Origin of the sequence: Flavobacterium ichthyis (assembly GCF_009915155.1) — a bacterium.
In the GTDB taxonomy this organism is placed as follows: Bacteria; Bacteroidota; Bacteroidia; order Flavobacteriales; family Flavobacteriaceae; genus Flavobacterium; species Flavobacterium ichthyis.
Genome location: NZ_JAABLM010000004.1, coordinates 173511 through 197184 on the forward strand (window position 1 = coordinate 173511; position 23674 = coordinate 197184).

Here is a 23674-nt window from a genome sequence, read left to right on the forward strand (position 1 = left end):
TTATTTTTGCACCTCACTAAATTTAGAAAATTAATGGCAACTTATAACAAACGAGGATACAAAGCCCCAAAACCTAAGCAAGAAGAAGAGACATTTGAACAAGATCCGTTAGACAACATTTCTGAACAAGACAGTACCACAGCTGGTGTTTTTAATTCATTGGACGAAGGCGCTTCTAAAACGGAAGAGTGGGTTGCCAAAAATCAGAAAATTATTTTAGGTGTAATTGGAGCAATCGCTTTTGTAGCGATTGGTTGGTTAGTTTACACCAAATTTATTGTTGGTCCGAAAGAACAAGATGCTGCAAATAGTTTGGCACAAGCTCAAAAACATTTTCAAGAAGCAGCCAATGCAACTGATGCTAAAGTAGCTGATTCATTGTATGCACTTTCTTTAAAAGTAACAGAAGGCCAACCAGGATTTGTACAAATTGCCGAAGATTTTTCCGGAACTGACGCTGGAAATTTAGCTAATTATTATGCTGGAATCGCGTATCTTCAAACTAAAAAATACAAAGAAGCAATTGAATCTTTAGAAAAATTCAAGTCCGATGATGCTTTTGTAGCGCCATTGGCAAAAGGTGCAATTGGAGATGCTTTTTCACAATTAAACCAGCCAAAAGAAGCACTAGAATACTATTTAAAAGCAGCTAAATTGAACGAAAATGAAGTAACTTCGCCACGATTTTTACTTAAAGCCGGACAAACTGCTTTGGCATTAAACCAAAAAGAAGAGGCTTTGAAATATTTTACAGAGATTAAAGAAAAATACGACACTTCAATCGAAGCACAAAACATTGATGCGATGATTGGATTGGCGCAATAATTTAAACTCGCTTTTTAAGATTTGTAGTTTTTTTCTGCAATCAAAAATTAAAAATCTGAAATCCATTAGATGGCTACAGCAAATAAAAATTTATCAGAATACGATAAAAACACAATCCCAAACTCGGAAAATTTTCGGTTTGGGATTGTTGTTTCAGAATGGAATGATGTCATTACCGAAGGACTTTTTTATGGAGCAGAAGCCGCTTTGCTTGATTGCGGAACACTTCCTAACAACATCGTTCGCTGGAATGTTCCCGGAAGTTTTGAGCTCGTTTACGGTGCCAAAAAAATGATTGAAACCCAAAGCGTCGATTGTGTGATCGTAATTGGTTGTGTAATTCAAGGCGAAACCAAGCATTTTGATTTTGTATGTGAAGGCGTTACACAAGGTATAAAAGATTTGAATGTGCAAGCGGATGTTCCCGTAATTTTTTGTGTTTTAACCGATAATAATCAGCAGCAAAGTATTGATAGAAGTGGTGGAATTCATGGAAATAAAGGGACGGAAGCTGCTATTGCTGCCATAAAAATGGCGTGGTTGAGGCAACAAGCCGGATAAAATTTTTTTTGATAAAAATATTGAAACCTGATTATTGTTGTAAAACGAAATTCAGGTTTTTTTTATGGAAATTTTAAACTTTTTTGAAACAGATTTTACGCTGATTTTCTTTTCAATTATGTATCTTTGAAAGTCAATTTCAAAACAAAAAATGTCGAGCATAATTCAATTACTCCCAGACCATGTTGCTAACCAAATTGCTGCCGGTGAAGTCGTACAACGTCCTGCTTCTGTAGTAAAAGAATTACTTGAAAATGCTGTTGATGCCAAAGCGACCGACATTAAATTGATCATCAAAGACGCCGGGAAATCGCTGGTTCAAGTGATTGACAATGGCATTGGAATGACGGTTACAGATGCCAGACTTTGCTTTGCCAGACACGCAACTTCTAAAATTCGCCATGCCGAAGATTTATTTTCTCTGAATACCAAAGGTTTTCGTGGAGAAGCGTTGGCATCCATTGCGGCAATTGCTCACGTGGAACTTAAAACACGGCAGGAGCAAGAAGAATTAGGCGTTCACCTAATTATTGAAGGTAGTAAATTTATTGCGCAAGAAGTGGCGGTTGTACCAAAAGGAACTTCGTTTTCCATCAAAAATTTATTTTTTAATATTCCCGCCAGAAGAAATTTTTTAAAATCGGACACGGTGGAATACCGTCATATTTTAGACGAATTTCATCGCGTGGCAATGGCACATCCCAATATCCATTTCACAATGTACCACAACGGGAGTGAGCAATTTAACCTTCCTGCCTCAAATTTGCGTCAGCGAATTGTAAATATTTTTTCGGGAAAAACCAATGAAAAACTTGTTCCGTTGCAAGAAGGTACTGAAATCGTGAGCATTGAAGGATTTGTAGGAAAACCTGAATTTGCCAAAAAAGGACGAGGCGAACAATTTTTCTTTGTAAATAATCGATTTATCAAAAGTGGATATTTGCATCATGCCGTAATGGCGGCTTATGAAGGTTTGCTCAAAGATGGTTGCCAACCGAGTTATTTTATTTATTTAGATGTTCCTCCAAATACAATCGACATCAACATTCATCCGACAAAAACCGAAATAAAATTTGACGACGAACACGCTTTGTACGCTATTTTGCGTTCAACGGTGAAACATAGTTTGGGACAATTTAACGTGGCACCCGTTTTAGATTTTGACCGCGACCCGAATCTAGATACTCCGTATGCTTATCAAAATAAAGAATCTGCTGTTCCGTTGATTGAAGTTGACAGTAATTTTAATCCTTTTGCTGATGAAAAACCGAATTTCGGTCAAAGCAAAAGTGTTTTTAAAACTGAGTCATTTTCGTACAAAAAAAACCAACCTTCGCCAGCTTGGGAAAGTTTGTATGTTGGTTTAAAACATGACACCGAAACTTTGGCGGTTGAAAATATTTCGATTGAATCCGAAGAAGTGACCGGATCACTTTTTAATGATGCAGAGGTGGAACAAACGAGCCAGAAAACCTACCAAATTCACAAAAAATATATTGTAAGTCCCATAAAATCCGGGATGGTAATTATTGATCAGCAACGAGCACATCAACGTGTTTTGTACGAACAATTTTTAGCAAATATTACGGTTAGTCAAGCTTCGAGTCAGCAATTATTGTTTCCGTTGCATCTTTATTTTTCGGTTTTAGAAGTCAATTTAATTGCCGAATTAGAACAGTCTTTGGTCAACACGGGTTTTATTTTTGAAGAAATAAATTCAGACAATATAATTATTTCCGGAATTCCAGTAAACGTTTCTGAAAGTGAAGTTTCTATACTTTTAGAACAGCTTTTAAATGATTTACAAGACGGAATTCCTGAAAATAGTTTCAGCCAAAACGACACCATTTCTAAATCGATGGCAAAAAGTTTGGCGGTAAAAACAGGTTCGAGTTTAACCGAAAAAGAACAAGAAAATTTGGTAAATGCACTTTTTGCTTGCAAAGAGCCAAACATTTCGCCTTTTTACAAACCTACTTTCATTACAATGACGGTAGAAGATTTAGATAAAAAATTTAGTTTATGATGAATATCACTCCAGTAGTCAAACAGCTACTGATTATCAATATTATTTTTTACATCGGTTCCAATATTGTAGGCGACCCTGCTTATCAATATCTTTCGCTTTACCATTTCGAAAATTCTAATTTTGCCCCTTGGCAAATCCTCACGCACATGTTTATGCATGCGCGATTTCCGGGAATTACGCATCTTTTGTTCAATATGTTTGCTTTATATTCTTTTGGTTCAGCATTAGAACATTTCTGGGGTGGAAAAAAATTCTTGTTCTTTTACATTTCCTGCGGAATTGGAGCGGCTTTGTTTCATTCTGGGGTAAATTATTTTGAGATTCATCATCATTTAGAAAGCGTTTCAGCTATTTTAAGTCCAGAGGAAATTAAAGTTTTACTTAATGCAAATTATAATGGCTTATTCGAAAACGGGGTAATGGTCGATGGACAAGTTAAAAATATTTTGACAGCTGCAAACATCAACCAGTCGCAATTTGACGACATCGTGATGGCAGCTCAAGCCAATCAAATCCCGGCAGTTGGAGCTTCCGGAGCCATTTACGGTTTGTTAGTCGCTTTTGCTTTTATGTTTCCTAATGCCGAATTGATGCTTTTGTTTTTACCAGTTCCAATTAAAGCAAAATTTTTCGTGCCCGGAATTTTATTATTAGATTTATACCTCGGCGTTTCCGGAAATTCTATCTTTGGAAGTGGAGGCGGAGGTGTTGCGCATTTTGCCCACATTGGAGGTGCTATTGTAGGATTCATCATGATGTGGATTTGGAAAAAAAATCAATTTGACAACCATCGCTGGAATTAATATTAGCCATGAATATTTTAGACGATTTAAAACTGCAATACAAAACGGGAGGCATTGTTCAGCAATTAATTTTCTGGAACGTGGGAATCGCCATCCCATTGATGATATTGTATGCCTTTTCCACCAACGGTTTTTTGACGGTAATGCCGTGGTTGGAACTCAATTCTAATCTTTCGGTTTTTATTACAAGACCGTGGACTTTATTGACCTATCAATTTCTCCACGTCGAAATTTTGCATTTGCTCTTCAATATGATTGTGCTCAACTTCGCCGGAAGATTATTTCTCACGTTTTTTACGCAAAAACAATTTCTGGGTGTTTACATTTTAGGCGGATTTTTCGCTGGAATATTATATCTCATTTCTTATTTTGTACTCAATCACGAAGCCCAATTAATTGGTGCTTCAGGAGCGATTATGGCCGTGATGATTGCGGTTGCCGTTTATGCACCCTTGTATGAAATCCGCCTGCTTTTAATTGGTAGGGTGAAGCTTTGGCATGTGGCTTTGGTATTTGTTATTTTGGATTTAATTCAAATAAAAAGCAGTAATATGGGCGGACATATTGCCCATTTAGGAGGTGCGTTTTTTGGTTTTTCTTATATTAAATTTTTGCAAAATGGCACAGATTTGAGCAACATTCTCACCAATTTCCTCAATTTTTTTTCAGATTTGTTTAAACCGAAAAAAAGTATGCCATTTAAAAAAGTACATAAAAATAAAAACAAACCGTCCGAAACGACGTTTAATTCAAAAGGTAAAGACAAAACGCAGCAACAAATAGACGAGATTTTAGACAAAATCAGCAAGTCAGGTTACGAAAGTCTTTCAAAAGAAGAAAAAGATTTCCTTTTTAAAGCCGGTAAAAATTAATGTACTACGGATGAAAAATTTGTCTTGGTTCAATAAAATGATGTTTAGCTTCAACATGATTTTGGCAATAATTACGTTTTTGGCTTATATTTTACCGTTTTTAGCGCCAAAACTTTTCCCGTTGTTATCAGTAATTACTTTGGTGTTGCCGCTAATTTTAATCGTCAACGTTTTGTTCCTGATTTATTGGGGAATCCAAATGAAACGTCAAGTTTTGTTGCCCATTTTGGTGTTGCTCATGGGAATTCCATTCATCAATAAATTCTACAAATTTTCTGGTAAAAATCTGCCGGAAACGGAAAATGATTTTACCGTAATGTCTTACAATGTTCGGTTACTAAACGTATATAAATGGATTGAAAGAGACGATGTTCCGGAATTGATTCAAAGTTTTATCAATGACAAAAACCCCGATATTCTCTGCATTCAGGAATATTCTGAAGGAAAAATTAAATTACGGGCTTATCCGCATCAATACATTTTGATGAAAGGCGAAAATACTAAAACCGGTCAGGCGATTTTCTCAAAATTTCCCATCATTGGAAAAGGCGATATCGAATTTCCAAATTCGAATAACAACGCCATTTTTGCCGATATTAAAAAAGGAAACGACACGATTCGCGTTTACAACATACACTTACAATCCATAAAAATTACGCCAGATGTTCATGAAATCAGTTCCGATGGCAATATTACGGAACAAAAATCTAAAAAAATTGTGCGTCGCATCAGTGAAGCTTTTAAAGCCCAACAAGAACAGGCCGAAATCATCATGAACCACAAAAAAAACAGCAAATTGCCCGAGATTATTTGTGGAGACATGAACAACAGCGCGTTCTCTTTTGTGTACAGAAGCATTCGTGGCAACTTGAACGACACGTTTGAAGAAGCGGGAGAAGGCTTTGGAAAAAGCTATAATTTCAACTATTATCCCGCCAGAATCGACTATATTTTTGCAGATAAAAAGATGAAAGTCAAGGAGTTCGAAAATTTCCCCGACTTCGTAAATTCAGACCATTTCCCGATTTTTACCCGTTTGGCTTTCGAAGAATAAATTTTTTTTTGGAGCGAAACTAAGGGCATTTTTACAATCGTCATTCCTGCCTTCGCTGCAATCTGCCATTGCAATTTGTTCCTATAATCCCAGAACCATTTTCAAGCAATGTCAGGATTTTCGCTATGTCAGGGCTAAGGGAAAAACCATTTGATTTTTTGGAATCGTCTGTAAAAAATCAGGGCAAAATTATTTTTTGATTTTCGAGATAATCAACCGCCTTTCTGCCTTCATTAAACAATAAATCCAAGATAGAAAGATTGTTGATAAAACCGTGTTTTTCTTCAAAAACTTGAGTGTATGTTTCTAAAATGGTAGTATCTTTTTTACCATTTGCCAAAAACCTAAAATCCGTAAAACCTTCCGGTTCGTGGAAATATTCAGTGGTTTTTTCGTATTCAGGAGCCAATCCTAAACAATGACAAACAATGTCGAAAGCCGCAAAATTAAGATCGGTTAAAAAAGTATGTTTTTTCTCAAAAATCGGACGAATATCATCTTCAAAAAATTCAAAAAACGGACTCGAACGATAAGCGGCTTCTAATGATTTGAAATGTAATTTTTGCCAATCAAAAGCATCTTCAATTTTTACATCTCTAGTTTTTTGATGCTTGCCATTACCATGTTTCACCGGAATATTCAACAACTGAATCCCGTTTGGGCTGTAAACATACATGCGGTTTCGGTTGGTTTGTTTTTGGAAATTATCATCCATTTCAAACGTTACTGAATCAGCATTCATCATCACCGCAAATTGGCTTATCGACGGAAAATAGGTAGGAAGCAAAAGTGCTTTCATGACAAATTTTTAATATTTAGAAGCGCGTTTTTTCTTGCGTTTGATCACAAAATCAGCTATAAAATAGCCGCTTAACAGTACCACAAAAATCCAGAAGTAGGAGAAAGGTTTGCCGCTTCCGCCAACCGTTGTAAACAACCTGTCCCAACGTATTTTATCAAAAGCTTTGCTCCACGGAACATTAGGATCCACACTCCAGAAAATAAATACCGGTTTACCGACAATGTGATCTGCCGGGACAAATCCCCAATAACGGCTGTCTTCAGAGCGGTGGCGGTTGTCCCCAACCATAAAATAATAATCTTGTTCGAAAGTGTATTGGTTTACAATTTTGCCATCAATTCTAATTTCATTACCGTTAACCTTTAAATCATGGTTCTCATAAGCAGAAATTAATCTTTTGTACAAGGCAATATTTTCGGCGTTAAGCTGAACTGTCGTACCTTTTTGAGGAATGGTTATCGGACCGTAATTGTCTCCAGTCCATTTACCATCTTGTGGAAAAACTTTGTCTCTGGCAGGATCTGTGATATTGAATTTCACTACAGAATCAATTGCTTTGTTTGCTCTTAATTGTTCTGCTCCTTCGAGTGTCAAATTAATTTCAGCGACATTTTGCGATAATTCTTCGGCATATAATCCCGTTGCTCTTACACTTGGTGGAAATCCTTGCGAACCCGTCATCACTAAGTAAGAACCATCAGGATTTTGTGAAGCATTTAAAACATACGGTTGCATTGCATCAATCTGTTGTTGACTAGCCGGACGAACGTTAAAGTTTCGGGTAAATTCAGTAGAACCTGTGGCTTGAAGTGCCGGTCCAAGAATTCCTTTAGACGCGTAAACCGTATGGTAATATTGAGGTTTTGCTCTTTCGGAAAGCTGTAATTCTTTACCATTAATAAAAACAAAGCCATCTTTTATTGAAAAAATATCGCCTGGAGTTGCCACACATCTTTTCACATAATTCGATTTTTTGTCGATTGGTTTTTTTACAGCAGTTCTTCCGGATTTGTCAAAAAATTGGTAAACTGTATCAACCGGCCAGTTAAAAACCACTATGTCATTTTTTTTCACCGATTCAAATCCAGGAAATCTAAAATAAGGAATTTGCGGTTTGTTGAGATAAGATTTTTGATTAATTACCGGAATGGTATCGTGAACCATTGGGGCTGCAACTGCCGTCATTGGGGTTCTCGCACCAAAATGATTTTTGCTTACCAAAAGGAAATCGCCCACAAGCAGTGTTTTTTCTAACGATCCGGTTGGAATGTTAAATGGCTGGATGAAATAAGTATGGACAATTGTGGCTACCACAATCGCAAAAAGAATGGAACTTACAGTATCGCCGGTTTTGGTTCTCGCCACCAAACTTCTGTTTTCCACATATTTTACATCCACAAAATAATTGACGAAATAGATGTAAAAACCAAGCGTGAAAATACCCAAAAGTGTATCGGCAGTAGTATTTTTTCCAAAACTTCTCAAGGTTTCAACCCATACAACCGGAAACATGATTAGGTTAACGATTGGGATAAAAAGCAAAATAACCCACCATTTCGGACGGTTAATTATTTTCATCAAAATCACGGCATTATAAACCGGAACTGCGGCTTCCCAAGCTTTAAAACCAGCTTTTTGGTACAATTTCCAAGTGCCTAAAAAATGAACAACCTGAAGAATCAAAAAGAATATAATCCACTGAATGAGCGTCATAATTTTATTTTTTTATATCTGAATATGTATCTTAAACTATTTTTTTGTTACGAAATTTCCAGCACATCTTTCATGCTGAAGATTCCCGTTTTGCCTAAAATCCATTCGGCGGCAATCACAGCACCAAGCGCAAAACCTTCCCGGTTGTGAGCCGTATGCGTAATTTCAATTGTATCTACTGGCGAATTATAGGCAACAGTATGGGTTCCGGGAACGCCTTCAATTCTTTTGGCGTCAATTAAAATTTCGTCCGCTTTTGCATCTTGCAAAGCCCAACTCGAATAATCTGAATGGTCAATGATAGTTTTGGCTAAAGTAATTGCGGTTCCGCTTGGCGCATCGAGTTTTTGGGTATGATGGACTTCTTCCATCGTTACTTTGTAATCAGTAAATTTTGCCATCATTTTTGCCAATTCTTCGTTTATTTTAAAAAACAAATTGACACCCAAACTAAAATTAGAACCGTAAATGAAAGCGCCTTTTTTTTCTTGGCAAAGCTTTATCATTTTTTCATAATTTTCCAGCCATCCTGTGGTTCCCGAAACTATTGGGATATTTTTTTCTAGGCAAGTAGAAATATTGGTCACAGCAGCATCCGGAATACTGAAATCGATGGCGACATCGGCGTTTTCTAAACCGTCAAAAGTGTTTTGAGTGGTTTTTTTCAACACAATTTCGTGTCCGCGTTCCAGAGCAATTTTTTCAATGACATGGCCCATTTTTCCGTAGCCTAAAAGTGCAATTTTCATTTAAAAACTATAATTTAAAGTAAGTCCCAGATTTTGCCGCTGATTGAAATCATTTTGAAACATATCTGGTTTTACCGAAAGATTTTCGTTGACATTGAATTGCATCAAATGCGCATTTACATTTGCTTCAACGATATTTAAAATATAAATTCCAACGGTTACAATCAACGATAAATCGCGATTTTTCTGGAATTGTCTTTGTGCCGAAATTAGTTGAGAATCTGTTAGTTGTGATAAAACACCATCAGTTGAAGGATTTCCTACTAAACGTCTTTTGTATTCGTCTCGGTATTTGTTATAATTGCGGTCATTCCAAGCGTAAATGCCAACTCCGGTTCCTAAAGCGGCATAAACAATGGGAATTTTCCAATATTTTTTATTGTAAGCTTGTCCCAATCCAGGCAAAATAGCCGAGTAAAACGCTGCTTTTGATGGCGAAAGCGGATCGATTGTTTCCGTTTTAATGCTGTCTTGAACCACAAGAAGCGGTAATTCTTCTTGCGCAAAAATATTTTGGTTGAACACCAAAAAAAACAAAATTAGTATGGAAGCATACTTTTTCACTATTCTTGCAGGAGTTTGATGATGCGGTTAAAATCTTCTTCAGAATGAAACGGAATCGTTATTTTTCCTTTACCGTTAGCAGCAACTTTCACGTCGATTTTGGTTCCGAAATAATTACCGATGGTTTTTTTCTGGCTGTCTTCAATTTTAAAACCAGCGCTTTTACTTTTTGGAGCGGCAGGTTTCAAGCTTTCTTGATAATTTTTTACTAAAGTTTCCGTTTCACGAACTGATAAATTTTGGCTCACAATTTTTTGGTAAATCTCGGTTTGCGCATCAAGATCTTCGATATTAATGATGGCACGACCGTGACCCATGGAAATAAATCCATCGCGAATTCCGGTTTGGATAATAGGGTCTAATTTTAAAAGACGTAAATAATTGGCAATGGTAGAACGTTTTTTTCCCACACGATCGCTCATTTGCTCCTGTGTGAGTTGAATTTCGTCCATCAATCTTTGGTAAGAAAGCGCAATTTCTATCGGATCTAAGTCATGACGTTGGATATTTTCTACCAAAGCCATCACCAAAGATTCGTTGTCATTTGCCAATCGAATGTAAGCCGGAACCGAAACCAATCCCGCTAATTTCGACGCGCGAAGTCTTCTTTCTCCGGAAATTAATTGGAACTTGTTGAATTCTAATTTTCTAACCGTAATGGGCTGAATCACACCTAATTCCTGAATAGACTTTGCCAATTCTTGCAAAGATTCTTCATTAAAATTCGTTCGTGGCTGAAACGGATTGATTTCAATCGCATCAATTTCGAGTTCAATAATATTTCCGACCACTTTATCGGCATTTTTATCTTCAACCGATTTAATGTCGTTTTCAGGATCCTTCAACAATGCCGACAAGCCTCTACCTAAAGCTTGTTTTTTTATTGCCTTTGTCATTTATCTACTTCGTATTTTTTTTAATAATTTCTTCTGCCAAATGTAGGTAATTCGTAGCACCTTTACTCGTGGCGTCATAATTAATAATGCTTTCACCAAAACTTGGCGCTTCGCTCAACTTTACATTACGTTGAATAATGGTTTCAAAAACCATGTTGTTAAAATGTTTTTGCACTTCTTCTACCACCTGATTCGACAAGCGAAGACGCGAATCGTACATCGTTAAAAGCAAACCTTCGATGTCTAAATCCGGATTGTGAATTTTTTGCACACTTTTAATCGTATTCAACAATTTTCCTAAACCTTCTAACGCAAAATATTCACATTGAATCGGGATCACCACCGAATCTGCCGCCGTTAAAGCATTCAACGTCAGCAATCCAAGTGAAGGAGCACAATCAATCAAAATATAATCATATTGGTCTTTTACACTTTCCAACGCCGATTTTAACATGTACTCGCGATTTTCTTTATCAACCAATTCAATTTCAATCGCCACCAAATCAATATGAGCCGGAATCACCGAAACGTTTGGGGCTGTACATTCAATCGTTGCTTCTTGCGGCGTATTACTATGTTCTAAAATCTGATAAGTTCCAATTTCAACTGATTCTACATCAATCCCTAATCCTGAACTTGCATTCGCTTGAGGATCAGCATCAATCAATAATACTTTTTTCTCCAAAACGCCTAAAGACGCCGCTAAATTTACCGATGTCGTGGTTTTGCCAACGCCACCTTTTTGATTTGCAATCGCAATGATTTTGCCCATGAAACTTCTAAAATTTTGAACCGTAAAAATACAACTAATTATGGTTTTTAAAAGTGTTATTTGTTAACATTCGACAATCAATTATTAAAGGAGTTTTTTAAACTAATGCGGAATGTTTGGGTGACGAAATTTTTTAGCTTGTAATTTTCTTGATTGTTTAATTTGGAGTTTGTTAGAATATAACAGATTATTGAAACGTGAAGTAAATATTTTTTCTATTACAGTTGTAAAAACATATCGCAATAATATCGTAATATTGCAATATAATAATTAAAAGAAATGGGCGTTACAAAAACCGAAATATTCAACGAGCACCAAAACAGATTGGCTTCTATTTTTAAAGTCTTGGCACATCCTGCCCGCATTGCTATTATTCAGCACATTATGAAGCAAAATGCTTGTATATGCAATGATTTGGTAGAAGAATTGGGATTGGCACAAGCTACTATTTCGCAACATCTAAGAGAATTAAAAAGCATGGGCATTATTAAAGGAACCATTGAAGGAACCAGCGTATGCTATTGCATAGATGAAACCGTGTGGCTTACGCTAAAAAACGAATTGCTTGTGTTTTTTAAAGATGATGTAAGTGTTAAGAAATGTTGCTAGAGCATTTTTTTAATTCTATTAATCGTAATATTGCAATAAAACAATTTAAAATTCAATAACATGAAATTATCAACCATTAAAGAAATTTTACCAAGATTGGAAAATGTTGCATTTCAATTAGAAAATGGAGCGTTTGTACCTGAACATTTTCACATAACAGAAGTAGGACAAATCACCAAAAAATTTATTGATTGCGGCGGGGTGGTTCGCACCGAAAAAGTGGTAAATTTTCAATTATGGAATGCCGATGATTACAACCATCGATTAAAGCCTGCCAAACTTTTAAACATTATTAAACTTTCAGAAGAAAAATTAGGTATCGAAGATGTTGCAATTGAAGTGGAATATCAAGCGGAAACCATCGGCAAATATGATTTAGATTTCAATGGAAAAACTTTTGTATTGAAAAATAAAACTACGGCTTGCTTGGCAGAAGATGCTTGCGGAATTCCATCTGAAAAACAAAAAAAGAATTTAGCAGATTTATCTGTCAATACTAATAATTCATGCACTCCAGGCAGCGGATGTTGTTAATTTAAACCGTTTGATTATATGTATCCAATCTTATCGAAAACCGTTAAAAGCTTACCTTCTATTCCGGCAGAACGGAAAATTATTTTACAACCGCTTATCGATTTTGTGCAGCAAAAAATAGCAGATAAACAAGAAATAAATATAAACTTTATTTGTACACACAATTCGCGCAGAAGTCATTTCGCACAAATTTGGGCACAAGTAGCTGCGGCGCATTTCCATATTCCTCATGTACAATGTTATTCCGGTGGAACAGAAACAACTGCAGTGTATCCAACGATAGTAGATACTTTGCAAAATCAAGGTTTTAATATTCTTAAATTATCCGAAGGAAATAATCGCGTTTATGCGATAAAATACAATGAAAACAGCAATCCGATTATTGGTTTTTCAAAAAAATACGACGATGATTTTAACCCAAAATCAGCATTTGCAGCAGTGATGACTTGTTCACAAGCAGATGGTGGTTGCCCTTTTATTTCCGGAGCTGAAAAAAGAATACCTATTACATTTGAAGACCCAAAAATAGCTGACAATACGCCAGAGCAATCAAAAGTTTACGCTGAACGCAGTTTGCAAATTGCAGCTGAAATGTTTTATGTTTTTTCAAAAATCAATTTATAAAATGCAACCGAAACTTAAATTTTTAGATCGATACCTCACATTATGGATATTTTTAGCAATGGCGGTTGGCGTGTTGTTGGGCAATCTGTTTCCAGACATCTCCAAAATTTTCGACAATTTATCAACAGGCACTACCAATATTCCATTGGCAATTGGATTGATTTTGATGATGTATCCGCCATTGGCAAAAGTAGATTATAACTTACTACCAAAAGCATTCAAAGATAAAAAAGTAATTGGCATTTCATTATTGTTGAATTGGGTGGTTGGTACGCTATTAATGTTTGGTTTAGCTGTTTTATTTCTACGAAACGACCCTGATTATATGACCGGTTTAATTTTAATTGGTTTGGCAAGATGCATTGCAATGGTGATTGTGTGGAGCGATTTAGCAAAGGCAAACCGAGAATATACAGCAATGTTGGTGGCTTTAAACAGTGTTTTTCAGATACTTTCATACAGTTTTTTGGTGTGGTTGTTTATCAACGTTTTGCCTGCTCAAATAGGATTGGCACAATTCAACGTAAGTGTGTCGATGAAAGATGTTACAGAAAGTGTATTGATTTATTTGGGTATTCCGTTTGCAGCAGGCTTTTTGAGTCGATACCTTTTGATAAAATTAAAAGGCGTTGAATGGTTCAACAGAAAATTTATTCCAGCTATTTCGCCACTTACTTTATATGCGTTGCTGTTTACAATTGTGTTAATGTTCAGTTTAAAAGGCAATAAAATAATTGAATTACCATTGGATGTGCTTAAAGTGGCCATACCATTAATCATTTATTTTGTGTTGATGTTTTTTGTAAGCTTCTTTGTCAACAAAGCTTTAAAAGTTCCTTATGATAAAAATGCTTCGATTGCATTTACCGCCACAGGCAATAACTTTGAATTGGCAATTGCGGTTTCAATAGCGGTTTTCGGCATTCATTCGCCGCAAGCATTCGTGGGTGTAATTGGGCCATTGGTAGAAGTTCCAGTGTTGATATTACTGGTAAAAGCCAGTTTGTGGTTGCAAAAGAGGTTTTACAGCTAAAATGTAGTAGAAAATGGAAAAAGATGCTTCTTTAAAAGATATTGCTCAACTATTTTTAAAATTGGGCGTTATTGGTTTTGGTGGTCCTGCTGCTCATATTGCTATGATGCAAAAAGAAGTTGTTGAAAAAAGAAAATGGCTTACCGAACAACACTTTTTAGACTTGATAGGTGCCACCCATTTAATTCCGGGGCCCAATAGTACCGAAATGGCGATTCATATTGGGCACGAAAAAGGCGGTTGGAAAGGTTTGATTGTTGCAGGTCTTTGTTTTATTTTACCTGCTGTTTTTATTACAGGATTTTTTGCTTATCTCTACAAACAATACGGACAACTTCCAGAAGTGCAACCATTTATTTACGGGATAAAACCAGCCATTATTGCCATTATTATTGGAGCCATTTTTCCACTGGCAAAAAAATCGTTAAAATCAACATTGCTTATTCTTATCGGAATCGGGGTTTTAGTGGGTTCTTTATTAGGAATAAATGAAATATACTTGATGTTTGGTGCAGGGTTTCTGGCATTGATTTTAGCCTATTTTAAAAACAAAAAGCCACATGCTTTCACCAGCTTTTTTCCAATTACCCTCTTACAAATTTCAAATGTAGCTTTACTTTCTGCAACCAATGCCAACTTATTTTGGATTTTTCTAAAAATTGGCGCAATACTTTATGGAAGCGGTTACGTTTTATTTGCATTTCTAGACACAGAGTTAGTGGCAACCGGACTTTTAACAAAACAACAATTGATTGACGCCATTGCAGTGGGGCAATTCACTCCCGGACCAGTTTTTTCATCTGTAACTTTTATAGGTTATCAAATTAATGGTTTTTCAGGCGCAATCGTTTCAACCATAGCGATATTTTTACCCTCATTTGTGTTCGTGGCGTTGCTCAACCCTATTGTTAGGAAAATGAGAAATTCTAAGCTGCTATCAGTCTTTTTAGATGCCGTGAATGTAGCTTCTGTTGCCTTGATTGTAGCCGTTTGCTTTGAAATGGGTAAAGATACCATTACGGACTGGCGCACCATTTTAATTGCTTTTATAAGTATTGCAACTGTATTTAGCTTCAAAAAAATAAACAGTGCAGTTATAGTTTTGGGTGGTTCCGTTTTGGGGTGGTGGTTTTTTTAGATCATTCTTCAAAATTAAAAATAATTTTTTCGGAGGATAATCAACATTTCTGCCGCTATGATTTCTTCGCTTTAATCATGGCTTCGAGCTGGTCCCACATTTCTTCCGGAATCGCTTCTAATAAATTAAATTGCCCGGCTCCTTTAAGCCATTCGCCACCATCAATGGTAATCACTTCGCCATTCATATAAGCCGAAAAATCCGACACTAAATAAGCGGCTAAATTTGCCAATTCCTGATGATCACCAACACGTTTTAGCGGCACTTTTTTGGCCAAATCAAATTTATCTTTTAAATCGCCCGGAAGCAACCTGTCCCAAGCACCTTTGGTTGGGAAAGGTCCTGGAGCGATGGCGTTCGAGCGAATACCATATTTTGCCCATTCTACCGCAAGACTTCTCGTCATGGCCAAAACACCCGCTTTTGCCGTTGCTGACGGAACCACATAAGCTGAACCTGTCCAAGCATAAGTAGTTACAATATTTAAAATTGTAGCATTTTTTTGTTGGATATCAATCCAATGTTTTCCAAACGCTAACGTGCAATTTTTAGAGCCTTTCAACACAATATCAATCACCGTATCAAAGGCGTTCGCGGATAATCTTTCGGTTGGAGAAATAAAATTTCCCGCAGCATTATTGAGCAAAACATCTACTTTTCCATATTTTTTCAGCACTTCATCAAGCATGACTTCCACTTGTTCATAATGGCGAACATCGCAAGAAACGGGCAAACATTCGCCACCAGTTTCCTTCACTAATTCTTCAGCGGTAACTTCTAACTTGTCTAAATCGCGCGAGGTAATGGCAGTTTTGGCCCCTAATTCCATAAAATATTTCGTCATTGCTTTCCCAAGACCACTTCCGCCACCGGTAATCACAATTACTTTATCTTTTAATGCGTCGTCGCGTAACATTTTTGCTTTGAAATCCATAAAAAAATATTTAAAGTTGCTACTAAAATAGGGAATATTTAGGAGGTAAGATTTTTTTTATCACATAATTGTACAAAATCGTGCAGTTGTTTTTGGCGCAATACTTCAAACGCTAAACGATGTAATTGTTATGATTTTTCTAGTGAAAAAAGTCGGCTCGAGCTTTTCACATATCCTTTTCATCACTAACTTTGATGTATACTCATCATTCATATACGACATACCTTAAACAAAAAAGACAAGTTAGCAGCTTGTTTTTTTTTTTACAAAACTATTGTTTTATTGTGTTCGTTTTTTCATAAATACCATATAAGTTCCTTCCGGATATTTTTTTAAGGCTACTTTTAAAGTGTCATTAGGATTTGCTTTTTTCATCACAAAAAACATATCTTCTTTATTATTTCGCAATAAGGCAATGGAGTTACTACCACTAAATGTTATTGTATCTCCCTTTTGTTTTAGAGAAAGTTTTGTTTCTGGTTTGGTAACAATTTTTAACTTGTAATTATCATTTAAGACTAAAGAATCTTTAGGAACATTATCATAAAAATCTACATAAATTGACTCTCCGCCTTTGGAAGGTTTTTTATGACGACCAGTGATAATTTCAATATCCCACTTTGTTGGAATTTTATATATTAAGAAAACCGTATCGTTAGTCTGAAAACTCTCATAAGCAGGTCTCCATTTTTGTGTAAGATGAGAGCCAAGCGGGTCATTGTCATAATCATTAATCTTAAGATAATCTTTTACCCGTCCAAAAGCTACACCTTGAATTTCGGTGGTTTCAGCAAGTTTTTTACCTTCGTTCCAAACTAAATTAAAAAAAATTAAAACTCCGACTATCAATAATAGTAAAATAAAAAGATTTTTTTTCATATTATTCAATTAAAATGCAAAAATAATTGGAGCAAGCTCAGGTTGCGTAGCTATGATAATAGTCCCAACAACAACTGCTACAAGATTTACCACAATTCGATTTGGATAAAAACTAAAATTAGCATTTGTTGTTTGCCCATCTTTATTTGTATATCCGACTGATGTATTCAATTGATTTGCAATTGAGACTCCTGTGGACACATTAGTTGTTCCATTTGTAAAACCAACAGAAAAACCTATGGAGGAGAATTCTATAGTCGAATTTAAGCTGCCAAAATAAGTTGTTGTAAATGAACTCAAATTACCATCAGATGAAAACGTTGGTTCAACATGTAAATGCCGCCGCCTAACCAATATCGCTTAATGTCAGATTTTAGACTAGTGGATGTGATAGAAAATTCAGCCGGACCATAAGCACCTTGATAATAATTTACTGTATAGGTACCTGGTGTCAGGTTAACTAATTTGCCCAAACAACCATTCTCTGAACTTTCATAAACGTAGAGGTTGGTAACATTCCTAGCACCTTTTTTTAAAGTTGCGGAAGGGGACATATAATTTCCAAAATCAGGATTATAATATTGTTCTCCTGTAAATTTTAAGTAATAATTGCCAGCTGTTGTAATTGTAAAATTGTAGGGTGCCGAATCAGTTGCCGAAAAATATTTTGCCCCGTGTGAATTAATATTGTAATTTATTCGGTTCTCTAATTTAGTGGGATCTGTGTAAAAACTTAATGCTCCATTCCCCATTAATTGATTGTTTTGAGCGGAATAAGTATTGGATTCAAAATCATAAACAACACATCCGCCGGTTGGATAAATAATTTGTTGCAATACCCCGTTTGTCGTTTTGATATTGTCTGCAGATTCTCCGGGAGCGACAACAGAGCATCCCATCTTGGAGTACCCCCAGTAATCGGTTCCGCTACCTGAACTATCAAATAACCCGGACTGCCGATATTTAAATTGATAGATTTCACTGTGTAGTTCATCGATGGTGCTTTTAGTAAGTAGGTCAGCAAAATTATCATACGTAAATTTTACTAAAGCAGTGTTTAAAAAATCATAAACGGTCATCCTCCAATAGGTTGTTCGATTGGTGCCGCCAAGTGTAGGGGCAATGCTTAAATCAAATTCCACCTTTCCGATACCTTCAGAGATTACCCTTTTTAAAAAATTGAATTGATAATTACCAGGATAAGTCTGAGAAACATATTCGTATTTTACCACAAAAACGCCATTCATATCCTTGATAGAGGTGAGATGAAATACATTATTTATATTAACTGCAGAACCTCCACTAGAGTGGTCGTAGCTGTCTGTAGTGGTAAAATCATACAGAAAACCATTTACATCTTGTATTTTAAATTGTGTTAATTTACCGTTATCTGTAATAACGTCCACGGTAACGACTTCACCGTTATTCTCTAATACCGATGCGGTATAGACACTTCCTGACTTCTGAATAATAAATTTTCCGCTATTCCCTAAAAAGTTAAATTCATAAATGTTTGGCTCTGCCGAGTAACCTAAGTTCAGGCGGTTTTCGTCAGGAACGGTAAAGTTATCTCGATATACAACACCGGCGCTCTTATAAAAACTCCACCCTTTACCTGCATCACCAATATTTTTATTGTAAATAGAAATATTAGAAGGGTGGTAGGTCAATAGGAAATTTAATTTTAACTTATTGGATCGCGTACCCATGGTGTAAAGAGGAATGCTGATTTTGGGAGTTCCGGTGGATAAATCTACATGATACCGGTCATACATAATTTGTGATTGAGCGGTATTGTTTCCCTGCGATAACATAAGTTGAGGCAGGAGGAGAACAATCCATAATATGAGGTAAGTAATGTTTTTAATCATGGCTTTTCTAGTTTTTGATAATTTTAACTCCGTTTTCTTGGACATCGGTCGTAACGTGTATAATGTAAGCGCCGATTGGTAGTCCGCTTAAATTAATCGGAATCGTACGATTTCCGTTTAAGGTTATACTGTTGAGTAGTCTGCCTCCCAAGTCATAAACTGTAGCAGTACCTTTCACGTAATCGTACCCCAAAACCACATTGGTATAACTTGATGTTGGATTGGGGAAAGCTTCTAACGGGAGTTTTTCTGGCTTTTTCTTTTCTTTGTCATACAGCTTAACTGCCCAAAAGTCGGTTTTCCCTATTGTTTTTTTTCGAGCCCGGTTGGGGCGAGACGCGTTAGACATACCCACCATTAAATAACCGCCGTCACGTGTAATAAATGCCTTTCGTAAAAGATCACGCCCCCCGCTACCTACTGATTTTGACCATTTTTGGTCACCTTCCTCCGAAAGCTTCATGAGTACAAAATCGTTAAGTTGCTCAGAGCTGGCTACCTTTTTAGTAGATTTACTTGAAACACCTATGATAATGGTGTTGTCACTATCTTCCACTAAAGAAGTGGGTTGGTCAAAAGGACCAAAATTGTAGGTTTGTTCCCATAACAAGTTACCCAACGATCCTATTTTCAATAGCCAGATGTCCGAACCATCTTTTGCGAAAGAGCTGTTGGAGCTTCCGGCCGCTAAATAGTTTCCGTCTTGCGTGACTACGAGAGAAAATAATTCATCTGTTCCGTTACCTCCAAATGTTTCTTCCCAGATGACATCTCCATTTTCATTTAATTTAATTATCCAAAAATCACAGGTGAGATTGTCGTCCAATTTATGATCAGAAGAGGGCGAATTGGTTGTTCCGCCGATAACAATTTCTTGAGATTCCGTTATCAAACCTGTTTTTAGAACATCTTCATAGCGACCTCCAAACGTTCGTTCCCAGATAATATTTCCTTCTTTATCAATCCGTACAATCCAATAGTCTAGTCCTCCTTCGGAATTACTTTCTTTGAATTCAGAAATATTGGATGATGAAGAGCCAAATAACAAATAACCACCTTTGTAAGGTAAAATCTTAGTAAGAATGTCGCTACCCCTTCCTCCAAGAGTCTTTTCCCACTGCACATTTCCGCTGGCATCTAATTTTACAATCCAAAAGTCCTCCTGACCAAGACAATTTAGTTTTTTTACACTTTCTTTAGAAGGGCTATCGGAAGTGCCTCCCAGCAAAAAACCGCCGTCAGAAGTAAGACACACCGAATAGAGCATATCGCGTCCTTCGCCTCCAAAGCTTTTTTCCCATTCAGCATTTCCGTGTTCATCCATCTTCCATATCCAATAATCCAGATGGCCAAACTCTTTAGATTCTTTTGTCCCGGACTGTCCCGAAAGCGAACTTCCTGCCAATAGAAAACCATAATCTGCCGTAGGTAAAGCATCTAATAAGTAATCAGCTTGCTTACCACCATACGATTTTTCCCAATCAATGTCTTGGGCAAAATGAGGCGAAATCGCAGCCAGAGAAAAAATCAGTAGCGCTTTTTGAAATGTAGTGTTAATCATGATGTTGTATTTATTAATTGCAAGTATAAATTAAAAACATACCAAAGCATTACGGGTTTCCGTAATCTCAAAGAAAATCAATAAAAAAGTGTGGTAGAAAAACAATTAAGGTTTACAATGAGTACAGAAACCTTAACGGAATAAACTTACAAATAAAATATTAGAAAAACAAGATCAGTTGTTAATTTCAAAAAATCGATTGTGAACATTCAACAACTTAAGTCAAGAACTTTAAACTTTAAACCTCAAACCCTCCATTTTCCAACTCTCACTACTAACTACTAACTGCTAACTCCTCACTTCCCCATATCTTCTCCCACTCTTCCTTATGGATACTTTATGTTTTAGCCCACTTTGTTAAATTCTTTAACATTTTATCTTAAAATGCGAGGATTTCATTGTTTTCATAGGTTGCAGTGCGCTAACTTCTTCCAGTCAAAGTCCGGTGTAATCACAAAATTCAGGCACGCTAACGAACTGATCTGCACTTTTTCCGAAATGAATTTTACTTTTTTGATAAGTAACCGACTTTGCTTATAAGATTTTCCGGTGATTAACTGCACATCCTTCGGATAAATGCACACTCTGGACGCTTTTGTTTTCATAAATTATTAAATTTTATAGAAACCAAATTTCAATGCGTAAATCCGTCAATATTCACAACTTGGGATAAGGTTGGGTACGATTTTTAAAAAATGCTGATACTCATCCTAATTCAATATAGGTCATTTGCGGTCGTCTAAACCCCCGCACCATTGCAGTTGTCAATCAATCACTTAAACTTTGCCTTGTCAATCAATCAGTTGCAACATTTGGTGGCATAGTATTAATCATTAAATTTTTTAAATTATGGCAAAGCAAAAAGGCCTTGTTAAATTAAAAGGCACACTCGGAGACATCACATTCTACAAATCTAAAGATGGGTATGCAGCTCGGGAAAAAGGAGACTTGAGCGGTTCTCGTATCGCATTAGACCCCGCTTTTCAGAGAACAAGAGAAAACAATGCTGAATTTGGTAGAGCGGGAAAGGCAGGTAAACTGTTACGTGTGGCATTCATGTCGCAAATTGCAGGGGCAAAAGACGGTCGCATGGTAAGCCGCTTAACTAAAAAAATGGTTGAAGTCATCAAAGCCGATGCAATCAACGACAGAGGATTACGCAATGTTATTGACGGAGAGGCAGAAATGTTGACTAATTTTGAATTCAACATCAATGGTAAATTGGCAGCTACTTTTTTTGCACCCTACACGGCAAACATTCGCCACCAGTTTCCTTCACTAATTCTTCAGCAGTAACTTCTAACTTGTCTAAATCGCGCGAGGTAATGGCGGTTTTGGCTCCTAATTCCATAAAATATTTCGTCATTGCTTTCCCAAGACCACTTCCGCCACCGGTAATCACAATTACTTTATCTTTTAATGCGTTGTCGCGTAACATTTTTGCTTTGAAATCCATAAAAAAATATTTAAAGTTGCTACTAAAAAAGGGAATATTTAGGAGGTAAGATTTTTTTTTGATTTTATTTTAAAAGATTTTACGCAACTAAAATCTATTTCTGGAATCTAAGTTAAAAAACACCAACATGAAAAAATTATTTTATCTTCTTTTAACTACAACGTTGTTTACAAGTTGTATTTTTTTAAATAATTCTTCCGACGATTTTGTTCCAACGGGAAATGAGTATCGACCAGTGGTGATGAATCGTGCTAATTTTGAAAGTTCTGTAGCGCTTTTGCCACCGAAGCCGATAGAAAATTCGGGAAAAATTTATGTTAGAGGACAGCTCTTGTTTATTAACGAAAAAAGAGAAGGTTTTCACATTTTTAATTATGAAAATCCTTCTAGTCCTATTCCTATAGCGTACATTCAAATTCCGGGAGCAACCGATTTGGCTATGAGAGAAGGAACCATTTACATTAATCAGGCGGTTGATTTGGTTACAATTCAGTACGGAATTGATTCTCAAAATTTTACTATTACCAATCGCAACCGAAATATTTTTCCGCAAATGCTGGACCCAAATGGTTTTTTAGGCGAACATGGATCTGACGAAATTATTGTGAATTATGAACAACTTTAAAAATTTTATCATGAGAAAAATATTAATCTTTCCGTTTATTTTGCTGTTCTTTTTGATGGGTTGTTCTGCTGATAGTGATTCTAACTCCAGAATTGACGGAGTAGGAGGTTCATTAGCGATTTTTGCGTTAAGCGGAAATTATTTATACACGGTTGACGAATCGAAATTAAATGTCTTTTCATTGTTGAACCAAAATGAACCTGTGAAAGTAAATGACATCCCGATTGGTTGGAATATTGAAACTTTGTTTGCCAATGGTGATAAATTATATATCGGTTCGAGAAATGGAATGTTTATCTATTCTATTGCCAATCCGGAAAATCCCGTAAAATTATCAGAAGCACAACACTTTACAGCTTGTGATCCAGTGGTGGCAAACGACACCCATTCTTTTGTGACGCTACATTCTAATACTAATTGTGGCAATAATTTAAACGTGTTAATGGTTTACGAAACCACCGATGCTACTAACCCGCAACTAATTCATCAACGTAACTTGGTGTCACCAAAAGGGCTGGGTTTGTATGACAATTATTTGTTTGTATGTGATGATGTGATTAAAATTTTCGATGTACGAAACCCGGAAAATCCCGTATTAGTAAAATCTTTAAATGTGCAAGCTTTTGACGTCATCATCACCGGAAATAATTTATTTACCATAGGCGAAAATGACTTGCAGCGTTTTAGCTTAAATCCTTCGGATGTAAATGATATTGAGCATTTGAGCCAAATAAATTTTTAGAAAAAGTGCCACTAATCTATGTCTTATT

Annotated in this window: 25 protein-coding genes and 1 pseudogene; 14 read left to right on the forward strand and 12 right to left on the reverse strand. The window is 36.3% G+C overall.

Annotation, left to right across the window (positions count from 1 at the left end):
• The first annotated feature begins 33 nt into the window (after positions 1-33).
• The 6 genes from GV828_RS04740 to GV828_RS04765 all read left to right on the forward strand — a co-directional run bounded on the left by GV828_RS04740 (position 34) and on the right by GV828_RS04765 (position 6144).
• Positions 34-825 (forward strand): tetratricopeptide repeat protein, encoded by a 792-nt coding sequence (locus tag GV828_RS04740; protein WP_166536332.1) that lies wholly within the window; start codon positions 34-36, stop codon positions 823-825.
• 69 nt (positions 826-894) lie between these two features.
• Entirely contained in the window at positions 895-1386 is a 492-nt protein-coding gene (gene ribH / locus GV828_RS04745) for a 6,7-dimethyl-8-ribityllumazine synthase (RefSeq protein WP_166536333.1), read from the forward strand.
• 151 nt (positions 1387-1537) lie between these two features.
• Positions 1538-3412: a DNA mismatch repair endonuclease MutL gene (gene mutL / locus GV828_RS04750; RefSeq protein ID WP_166536334.1), complete on the forward strand. Its 1875-nt coding sequence runs from the start codon at positions 1538-1540 to the stop codon at positions 3410-3412.
• A complete protein-coding gene (locus GV828_RS04755; protein WP_208103138.1) occupies positions 3409-4218 on the forward strand; it encodes a rhomboid family intramembrane serine protease in 810 nt (269 codons plus the stop codon). The genes mutL and GV828_RS04755 overlap by 4 nt, the downstream gene beginning before the upstream one ends.
• A gap of 8 nt (positions 4219-4226) precedes the next feature.
• Positions 4227-5090: a rhomboid family protein gene (locus GV828_RS04760; RefSeq protein WP_166536335.1), complete on the forward strand. Its 864-nt coding sequence runs from the start codon at positions 4227-4229 to the stop codon at positions 5088-5090.
• A 10-nt stretch (positions 5091-5100) separates the two neighbouring features.
• Complete coding sequence (locus GV828_RS04765; RefSeq protein ID WP_166536336.1) at positions 5101-6144, forward strand: endonuclease/exonuclease/phosphatase family protein; 1044 nt, start codon at positions 5101-5103, stop codon at positions 6142-6144.
• Positions 6145-6322: 178 nt separating this feature from the next.
• Here GV828_RS04765 and GV828_RS04770 read toward each other — a convergent pair whose 3' ends face one another.
• From GV828_RS04770 to GV828_RS04795, 6 genes are read right to left on the reverse strand one after another with little or no spacing between them, the layout of a single operon-like run.
• Positions 6323-6943, reverse strand: a complete 621-nt coding sequence (locus GV828_RS04770) for a WbqC family protein (RefSeq protein ID WP_166536337.1) — start codon at positions 6941-6943, stop codon at positions 6323-6325.
• A 9-nt stretch (positions 6944-6952) separates the two neighbouring features.
• A complete protein-coding gene (gene lepB / locus GV828_RS04775) occupies positions 6953-8659 on the reverse strand; it encodes a signal peptidase I (RefSeq protein WP_166536338.1) in 1707 nt (568 codons plus the stop codon).
• A 47-nt stretch (positions 8660-8706) separates the two neighbouring features.
• Positions 8707-9408 carry a 4-hydroxy-tetrahydrodipicolinate reductase gene (gene dapB, locus GV828_RS04780; protein ID WP_166536339.1) on the reverse strand — a complete coding sequence of 234 codons (702 nt, stop codon included), beginning with the start codon at positions 9406-9408 and terminating at the stop codon, positions 8707-8709.
• The gene (locus GV828_RS04785; RefSeq protein ID WP_166536340.1) at positions 9409-9972 is read right to left on the reverse strand and encodes a DUF5683 domain-containing protein; all 564 of its coding nucleotides are present in this window, start codon (positions 9970-9972) and stop codon (positions 9409-9411) included.
• Complete coding sequence (locus tag GV828_RS04790) at positions 9972-10868, reverse strand: ParB/RepB/Spo0J family partition protein (RefSeq protein ID WP_166536341.1); 897 nt, start codon at positions 10866-10868, stop codon at positions 9972-9974. Before GV828_RS04790 ends, GV828_RS04785 begins: the two co-directional genes overlap by 1 nt.
• A 4-nt stretch (positions 10869-10872) precedes the next feature.
• Positions 10873-11640: a ParA family protein gene (locus GV828_RS04795; protein ID WP_166536342.1), complete on the reverse strand. Its 768-nt coding sequence runs from the start codon at positions 11638-11640 to the stop codon at positions 10873-10875.
• A 279-nt stretch (positions 11641-11919) separates the two neighbouring features.
• Between GV828_RS04795 and GV828_RS04800 the strand changes: the two genes are divergently transcribed.
• From GV828_RS04800 to chrA, 5 genes are read left to right on the forward strand one after another with little or no spacing between them, the layout of a single operon-like run.
• On the forward strand, positions 11920-12249 hold the full coding sequence (locus GV828_RS04800; RefSeq protein ID WP_166536343.1) for an ArsR/SmtB family transcription factor: 330 nt from the start codon (positions 11920-11922) through the stop codon (positions 12247-12249).
• Positions 12250-12309: 60 nt separating this feature from the next.
• Complete coding sequence (locus tag GV828_RS04805; RefSeq protein ID WP_166536344.1) at positions 12310-12783, forward strand: DUF6428 family protein; 474 nt, start codon at positions 12310-12312, stop codon at positions 12781-12783.
• An 18-nt stretch (positions 12784-12801) separates the two neighbouring features.
• The gene (locus GV828_RS04810; RefSeq protein WP_166536345.1) at positions 12802-13407 is read left to right on the forward strand and encodes an arsenate-mycothiol transferase ArsC; all 606 of its coding nucleotides are present in this window, start codon (positions 12802-12804) and stop codon (positions 13405-13407) included.
• A gap of 1 nt (position 13408) precedes the next feature.
• Entirely contained in the window at positions 13409-14440 is a 1032-nt protein-coding gene (arsB, locus tag GV828_RS04815) for an ACR3 family arsenite efflux transporter (protein WP_166536346.1), read from the forward strand.
• 13 nt (positions 14441-14453) lie between these two features.
• On the forward strand, positions 14454-15578 hold the full coding sequence (gene chrA, locus GV828_RS04820) for a chromate efflux transporter (RefSeq protein WP_166536347.1): 1125 nt from the start codon (positions 14454-14456) through the stop codon (positions 15576-15578).
• Between the two features lie 55 nt (positions 15579-15633).
• On the opposite strand, the gene GV828_RS04825 is transcribed toward chrA, so the two are convergent.
• The 5 genes from GV828_RS04825 to GV828_RS04845 form a co-directional block, all read right to left on the reverse strand.
• Positions 15634-16512 (reverse strand): SDR family oxidoreductase, encoded by an 879-nt coding sequence (locus GV828_RS04825; RefSeq protein ID WP_166536348.1) that lies wholly within the window; start codon positions 16510-16512, stop codon positions 15634-15636.
• Positions 16513-16791: 279 nt separating this feature from the next.
• Positions 16792-17391 (reverse strand): hypothetical protein, encoded by a 600-nt coding sequence (locus GV828_RS04830; protein ID WP_166536349.1) that lies wholly within the window; start codon positions 17389-17391, stop codon positions 16792-16794.
• Between the two features lie 9 nt (positions 17392-17400).
• Complete coding sequence (locus tag GV828_RS04835; protein ID WP_166536350.1) at positions 17401-17691, reverse strand: hypothetical protein; 291 nt, start codon at positions 17689-17691, stop codon at positions 17401-17403.
• Complete coding sequence (locus GV828_RS04840; RefSeq protein ID WP_166536351.1) at positions 17688-19307, reverse strand: hypothetical protein; 1620 nt, start codon at positions 19305-19307, stop codon at positions 17688-17690. Before GV828_RS04840 ends, GV828_RS04835 begins: the two co-directional genes overlap by 4 nt.
• Positions 19270-20823, reverse strand: a complete 1554-nt coding sequence (locus GV828_RS04845; protein ID WP_166536352.1) for a T9SS type A sorting domain-containing protein — start codon at positions 20821-20823, stop codon at positions 19270-19272. The genes GV828_RS04840 and GV828_RS04845 overlap by 38 nt, the downstream gene beginning before the upstream one ends.
• Positions 20824-21672: 849 nt before the next feature.
• Between GV828_RS04845 and GV828_RS04850 the strand changes: the two genes are divergently transcribed.
• Positions 21673-22119 (forward strand): hypothetical protein, encoded by a 447-nt coding sequence (locus GV828_RS04850; protein ID WP_166536353.1) that lies wholly within the window; start codon positions 21673-21675, stop codon positions 22117-22119.
• Here GV828_RS04850 and GV828_RS04855 read toward each other — a convergent pair.
• Positions 22073-22279 (reverse strand): annotated as a pseudogene (locus tag GV828_RS04855) (SDR family NAD(P)-dependent oxidoreductase); the annotation flags it as partial. The gene GV828_RS04850 and the pseudogene GV828_RS04855 sit on opposite strands and share 47 nt — an antisense overlap.
• A 127-nt stretch (positions 22280-22406) precedes the next feature.
• On the opposite strand from GV828_RS04855, the gene GV828_RS04860 reads away from it, so the two are divergent.
• Together GV828_RS04860 and GV828_RS04865 are read left to right on the forward strand one after the other, a co-directional pair.
• Positions 22407-22904, forward strand: a complete 498-nt coding sequence (locus tag GV828_RS04860) for a hypothetical protein (protein WP_166536354.1) — start codon at positions 22407-22409, stop codon at positions 22902-22904.
• Positions 22905-22914: 10 nt separating this feature from the next.
• Positions 22915-23646 (forward strand): LVIVD repeat-containing protein, encoded by a 732-nt coding sequence (locus GV828_RS04865; protein WP_235935414.1) that lies wholly within the window; start codon positions 22915-22917, stop codon positions 23644-23646.
• Positions 23647-23674: the final 28 nt, after the last annotated feature.